The sequence below is a fragment of the Streptomyces sp. NPDC056948 genome (assembly GCF_042674225.1).
Taxonomy (GTDB): Bacteria; Actinomycetota; Actinomycetes; order Streptomycetales; family Streptomycetaceae; genus Streptomyces; species Streptomyces purpurascens.
On the sequence record NZ_JBHUQX010000568.1, the window covers coordinates 1 to 4,729 of the forward strand.

At 70.6% G+C, this 4,729-nt stretch carries 4 protein-coding genes; 2 read left to right on the forward strand and 2 right to left on the reverse strand.

Annotated elements, in window-relative coordinates; genetic code table 11:
• Positions 1–26: 26 nt before the first annotated feature.
• On the reverse strand, positions 27–1,064 hold the full coding sequence (locus tag ACFTZL_RS41175; protein ID WP_382594593.1) for a glycosyltransferase family 2 protein: 1,038 nt from the start codon (positions 1,062–1,064) through the stop codon (positions 27–29).
• A gap of 250 nt (positions 1,065–1,314) precedes the next feature.
• Here ACFTZL_RS41175 and ACFTZL_RS41180 point away from each other — a divergent pair, with 250 nt between their 5' ends.
• Positions 1,315–2,679: an LCP family protein gene (locus tag ACFTZL_RS41180; protein ID WP_382594602.1), complete on the forward strand. Its 1,365-nt coding sequence runs from the start codon at positions 1,315–1,317 to the stop codon at positions 2,677–2,679.
• 21 nt (positions 2,680–2,700) lie between these two features.
• Here the strand turns inward: ACFTZL_RS41180 and ACFTZL_RS41185 are convergent, their stop codons facing one another.
• Positions 2,701–3,285: an acyl-CoA thioesterase gene (locus tag ACFTZL_RS41185; protein ID WP_382594596.1), complete on the reverse strand. Its 585-nt coding sequence runs from the start codon at positions 3,283–3,285 to the stop codon at positions 2,701–2,703.
• A 92-nt stretch (positions 3,286–3,377) separates the two neighbouring features.
• Here ACFTZL_RS41185 and ACFTZL_RS41190 point away from each other — a divergent pair, with 92 nt between their 5' ends.
• Positions 3,378–4,679 carry an LCP family protein gene (locus ACFTZL_RS41190; protein WP_382594599.1) on the forward strand — a complete coding sequence of 434 codons (1,302 nt, stop codon included), beginning with the start codon at positions 3,378–3,380 and terminating at the stop codon, positions 4,677–4,679.
• The last annotated feature ends 50 nt before the right edge of the window (positions 4,680–4,729 follow it).

The following is a 4,729-nucleotide window of genomic DNA, read 5'->3' on the forward strand; positions in this document are numbered from 1 at the left end:
GTATCGCTACGCCGGTGATCGGTGGTTCAGCTCGCGGAGGCGTCCGCGCGGACCGCCGGCCGCCGGCTCGCGATCACCTTGCGGGCCAGCGCCCGCGGGCTGGTCAGGAAGCCCCAGCCCCACGACATGTGCATGGTGGCCAGCGCCACGGGGATCTGGAGCCGTGCCTTCAGCGGCAGCCCCTTGCCCGCAGGGACCGAGCCGGCGAGGATCGCCGCGAGATAGCCGCCGGGCACCACGAAGCCCCACGGGGTCAGCAGCGCGCCCACCACGATCCCGGCCGCGATCGCGCACACGGCGGTCGGCGGGGCGAGGTAGCGCAGGTTGATGGAGCCCTCGTGGTAGCGGGCGACGACATGCCGCCAGCGGCCGTAGTCCTTGTACTGCTTGGCGAGGGCCTTCACGCTCGGCCGCGGCCGGTACGACACCCGCAGATCGGGCGAGAACCAGATCAGCCCGCCGGCCTCCCGGATGCGGAAGTTCAGCTCCCAGTCCTGGGCGCGGATGAACTCCACGTTGTAGCCGCCCTGCTGCTCCAGCGCCTCGCGCCGGAACACGCCGAGGTAGACGGTGTCGGCCTGCTGGGCCTGGCCGCCCGTGTGGAAGGCGGCGTTGCCGACCCCTATCTTCGAGGTCATCGCGGCGGCGACGGCGTGCTCCCAGTCGTTCTCGCCCTCGGCGTGCATGATGCCGCCGACGTTCTGCGCGCCGGTCTCCTCCAGGAGCCGTACGGCGGTGGCGATGTAGTCGGGCGAGAGCATGCCGTGCCCGTCGACGCGCACGACGATCGGGTGGCGGGAGGCGTTGATCGCCGCGTTGAGCGCGGCGGGTGTACGGCCGGTCGGATTCGGGACGGTGTGGACACGCGCGTCTTCCGCAACGAGCTCGGCCGCGATCTCGTCCGTGCGGTCCGTGGACGGACCGAGGGCGATCACGACCTCCATCTCGCCGGCGTACTCCTGCGCGAGGATCGCTTGGATTGCTCCCCGCAGATGCCGTTCCTCGTTGAGGACGGGCATGATCACGGAAACGGCAGGGGGGCGCACGTCGGGATTGGCGTTCATAGGGGCCTCACGTTACCGCGAACGGGGGACACCGGTGCGCGCCGCCGGGGCGGTACCGCGGGCTGCAGATCGTATCGGCCTACGGTGTCACGGATCCCACGTACGGCCGTCGTCCGGAGGTGTCCTCTTGCCCACGCCGCCGCGGTCCCCCCGGACCACCGCCGCCCCGCAGCGCCGCCCGCAGCCGCCCTCCGGGCGGCGCCCGCGCAGGCCCGCGCCGCCCGTGCGGCGCGGGAAGCCGCGGTGGGGCATGCGGGCGCTCACCACGCTGTCCGTGGTGGTCCTCGCGTCCGCCGGCATCGGGCACGCGGTGGTCACGAGCCTGGACGCGGACATCGCCCGGGTCGACGCCTTCAAGGACATGAAGAACCGGCCCGAGGCGGGCCACGGCATGAACGTCCTGCTGGTCGGCACCGACGGCCGCGAGAAGATCAGCCAGGACGAGCGGCAGAAGTACCGGCTCGGCGGCGCGCCCTGCCACTGCACCGACACGATGATGATCGTGCACATCTCGGAGGACCGGGAGCGGGCGAGCGTGGTGAGCCTGCCGCGCGACTCGTACGCCGTGACGCCTGCGCATGTCGACCGTACGACGGGCAGGCGGCACGAGGGCCACCCGATCAAGCTGAACGCGGCGTACGCCGAGGGCGGGGCGCCGCTGACCGTGCGGACGGTCGAGAACATGACCCGGGTGAAGATCGACCACTATCTGGAGGTCGACTTCACGAGCTTCATGAAGACGGTGGACGTGGTCGGGGGCGTGCAGATCTGCACGGCCGCTCCCCTGAGTGACAGCTACACGGGACTGAACCTGCCGGCCGGGCGCCACACTCTCGAGGGCGGGCAGGCGCTTCAGTATGTGCGCGCCCGCCATGTCGACGGGGCGTCGGATCTGGGCCGTATGAAACGGCAGCAGCAGTTCATGGCGGCGCTCGTGGAGCGGGTCATGTCCTCCGGGATCCTGCTGAACCCGATGAAGTTCCGGGACGTGACACGGGCGGTGCTCGGCTCGGTGCGGGCCGACAAGGGCTTCGGCACGGACGAGATGCTGGCCCTGGGCCGGGCCATGCGGAACTTCTCCCCCTCCTCCTCCGAGTTCACGACCGTCCCGGTCGGGCAGCTCGGATACGCCGTGGAGGGCGTCGGCTCGACGCTGAAGTGGGACGCCGTGAAGGCGGAGCGGCTCTTCCACGCCCTGCGCGCGGACCAGCCGCTGTCCGTGCGGCGGCCGCGCAGCGAGGCCCGGGTGGTCCCGGTCGCCCCGCAGCAGATCAGCGTCCAGGTGGAGAACGGCACACCCACGCCCGGTCTCGGCCGCCGGGTCGACGCGGCGCTGGTCTCGACGGGCTTCCGTACGACCGGGGCCCCGGTGAACGCGGCCACCCCCGACGTGAAGCGAACGGTCATCGTCTACGACCCTCGCTGGGACCGCTCCGCCAAGTCCCTCGCGGCAGCCCTGCCGGGCAGCGAGCTGCGCGCGGCCCCGGGCCTGGGCGCGACCCTGAAGGTCATCGCGGGCACGGACTTCGAACGCGTGCACAAGGTGCGGGCGGAGGATGCGGGGCAGAGCGAGTCCGGCATGGTGGTGCGGGGGGACGAGGTGGCGTGCTCGTAAGGAGCGGTGTGACCGTCCCTCTCAGTCCTCGAACCCCTCCGCCGCCCGCTTCTCCCGCAGCTCCATGATCGCGCGGCGGCGGGCCAGGCGGTGGGTGCGGCGGATCTGGGCCTCCTGGCAGCGACGTTTGTCACGTTCCGTTTCCGGGAGGACCGGTGGGACCCTGCGGGGCTTGCCGTCGGCGTCGACCCCGGCGAAGACGAGGTAGGCGGAGCCGACCTGGGTGGCCGGGGCGGACTCGTTCCAGCGTTCGGCCAGGACCCGGACGCCGACCTCCATGGACGTCCGGCCGGTCCAGTTGACCTGCGCCTTGACGTGGACCAGGTCGCCCACGCGGACCGGTTCGAGGAACGCCATCTCGTCCATGGACGCGGTGACCGCCGGCCCGCCGGAGTGCCGCCCGGCCACGGCCCCCGCCGCGTCGTCGACCAGCTTCATGATCACCCCGCCGTGCACGGTCCCCAGCAGGTTCGTGTCGTTGTGGGTCATGATGTGGCTGAGGGTGGTGCGGGACGCCGAAGTCGGCTTGCCCGGGATATCCGGACTGCCGGAATCCGCAGCTGGGGACTGGTCTGTCATGGCCCCCACCCTATGCCGGGGCGACATGCGGGGGTTTTGTGTCAGCTTCGCCACAGCCGTGCTCTGATTTTCCGACGACTCTTGTATGGCGCACTACAGGGACCTGCACACTGGGGCGCATGAACACTTGGCCCGAGGGGCGGTCCGACGACAACCGCGGCAACCGCTACGGACACGGAAGCTCGAGCGCGCAGCCCGAGAGCGCCCGCGTCATGCGGCAGGTCCGCCGTGGCCCGGCGCCGTCGCCCGGGCAGGCCGGCTACGGCGGTGCCCCGCCGTACGGCGGCGGGGTACCGCAGCAGCCGTCGTACGTCGACGGCGGCTACGGCGGCCCCGGCGAGAGCTACGACAGCGGCTACAACACCGGCCAGGTCTACGGCGCCCCCGGTGGCCGAGGCCCGGGCGGCCCGGGCGACGGCATGTACGAGCCGCGTCCCGCGCCGAACTGGCGCCGCCGTATCAAGGTGACGACCATCACGCTGGTGACGGTGCTGGTGGTGACGAGCGTCGCCACGTACTTCTGGGCCGACTCCAAGCTCAACCGCGACGTCGACCTGTCGCAGGTCATCGACCGGCCGGAGGCGGGCGAGGGCACGAACTACCTGATCGTCGGCTCCGACAGCCGCGCGGGCATGTCGGCCGAGGAGAAGAAGAGACTGCGTACCGGATCCGCCGAGGGCAAGCGCACGGACTCGATGATGATCCTGCACACCGGCAGCAACGGCCCCACGCTGATCTCCCTGCCGCGTGACTCGAACGTCACGATCCCGTCCTTCAAGGGCTCCGACTCCGGGAAGGTCTACCCGGGCACGGGCCGCCAGACGAAGCTGAACGCGGCGTACGCGGAGGACGGCCCGGAGCTGCTGGTCCGTACCGTCGAGGCCAATACGGACCTGCACATCGACCACTACGTGGAGATCGGCTTCGGCGGCTTCGCGAGCATCGTGGACGCGGTCGGCGGCGTCGAGATGGACATCCCGCAGGACATCAAGGACACCAAGTCCGGCGCGGACTTCAAGAAGGGCAAGCAGACGCTGACCGGCGAGCAGGCCCTCGCCTTCGTCCGCACCCGCTACGCCCTCAAGGGCTCCGACCTGGACCGTACGAAGAACCAGCAGAAGTTCCTGTCGGCCCTGGCCAACCAGGTCGCCACGCCGAGCACGATCCTCAACCCGTTCAAGCTGTACCCGACCATGGGCGCGGGCCTTGACTCCCTCGTGGTCGACAAGGACATGGGCCTGTTCGACCTGGGGTCCATGTTCTGGGCGATGAAGGGCGTCAGCAGCGGCGAGGGCAAGTCGATGAACATGCCGCTCTCGGGCAACTCCGCGAACGGCAACCTCCAGTGGGACACCACCAAGGTGAAGACGCTGGTGAACCAGCTCAAGAACGACGAGAAGGTCACCGTCTCCAGCAACTGAGCACGGACGCAACTGAGCACGGACGCGCGGTCGGGGGCACCCCATGGGGG

What these genes read in the sequence shown, in the direction of transcription:
- ACFTZL_RS41190 (WP_382594599.1), top strand. Translation starts at nt 3,378, where the DNA reads ATGAACACTTGGCCCGAGGGGCGGTCCGACGACAACCGCGGCAACCGC.
- ACFTZL_RS41180 (WP_382594602.1), top strand. Translation starts at nt 1,315, where the DNA reads ATGCGGGCGCTCACCACGCTGTCCGTGGTGGTCCTCGCGTCCGCCGGC.
- ACFTZL_RS41185 (WP_382594596.1), bottom strand. Translation starts at nt 3,285, where the DNA reads ATGTCGCCCCGGCATAGGGTGGGGGCCATGACAGACCAGTCCCCAGCT.
- ACFTZL_RS41175 (WP_382594593.1), bottom strand. Translation starts at nt 1,064, where the DNA reads ATGAACGCCAATCCCGACGTGCGCCCCCCTGCCGTTTCCGTGATCATG.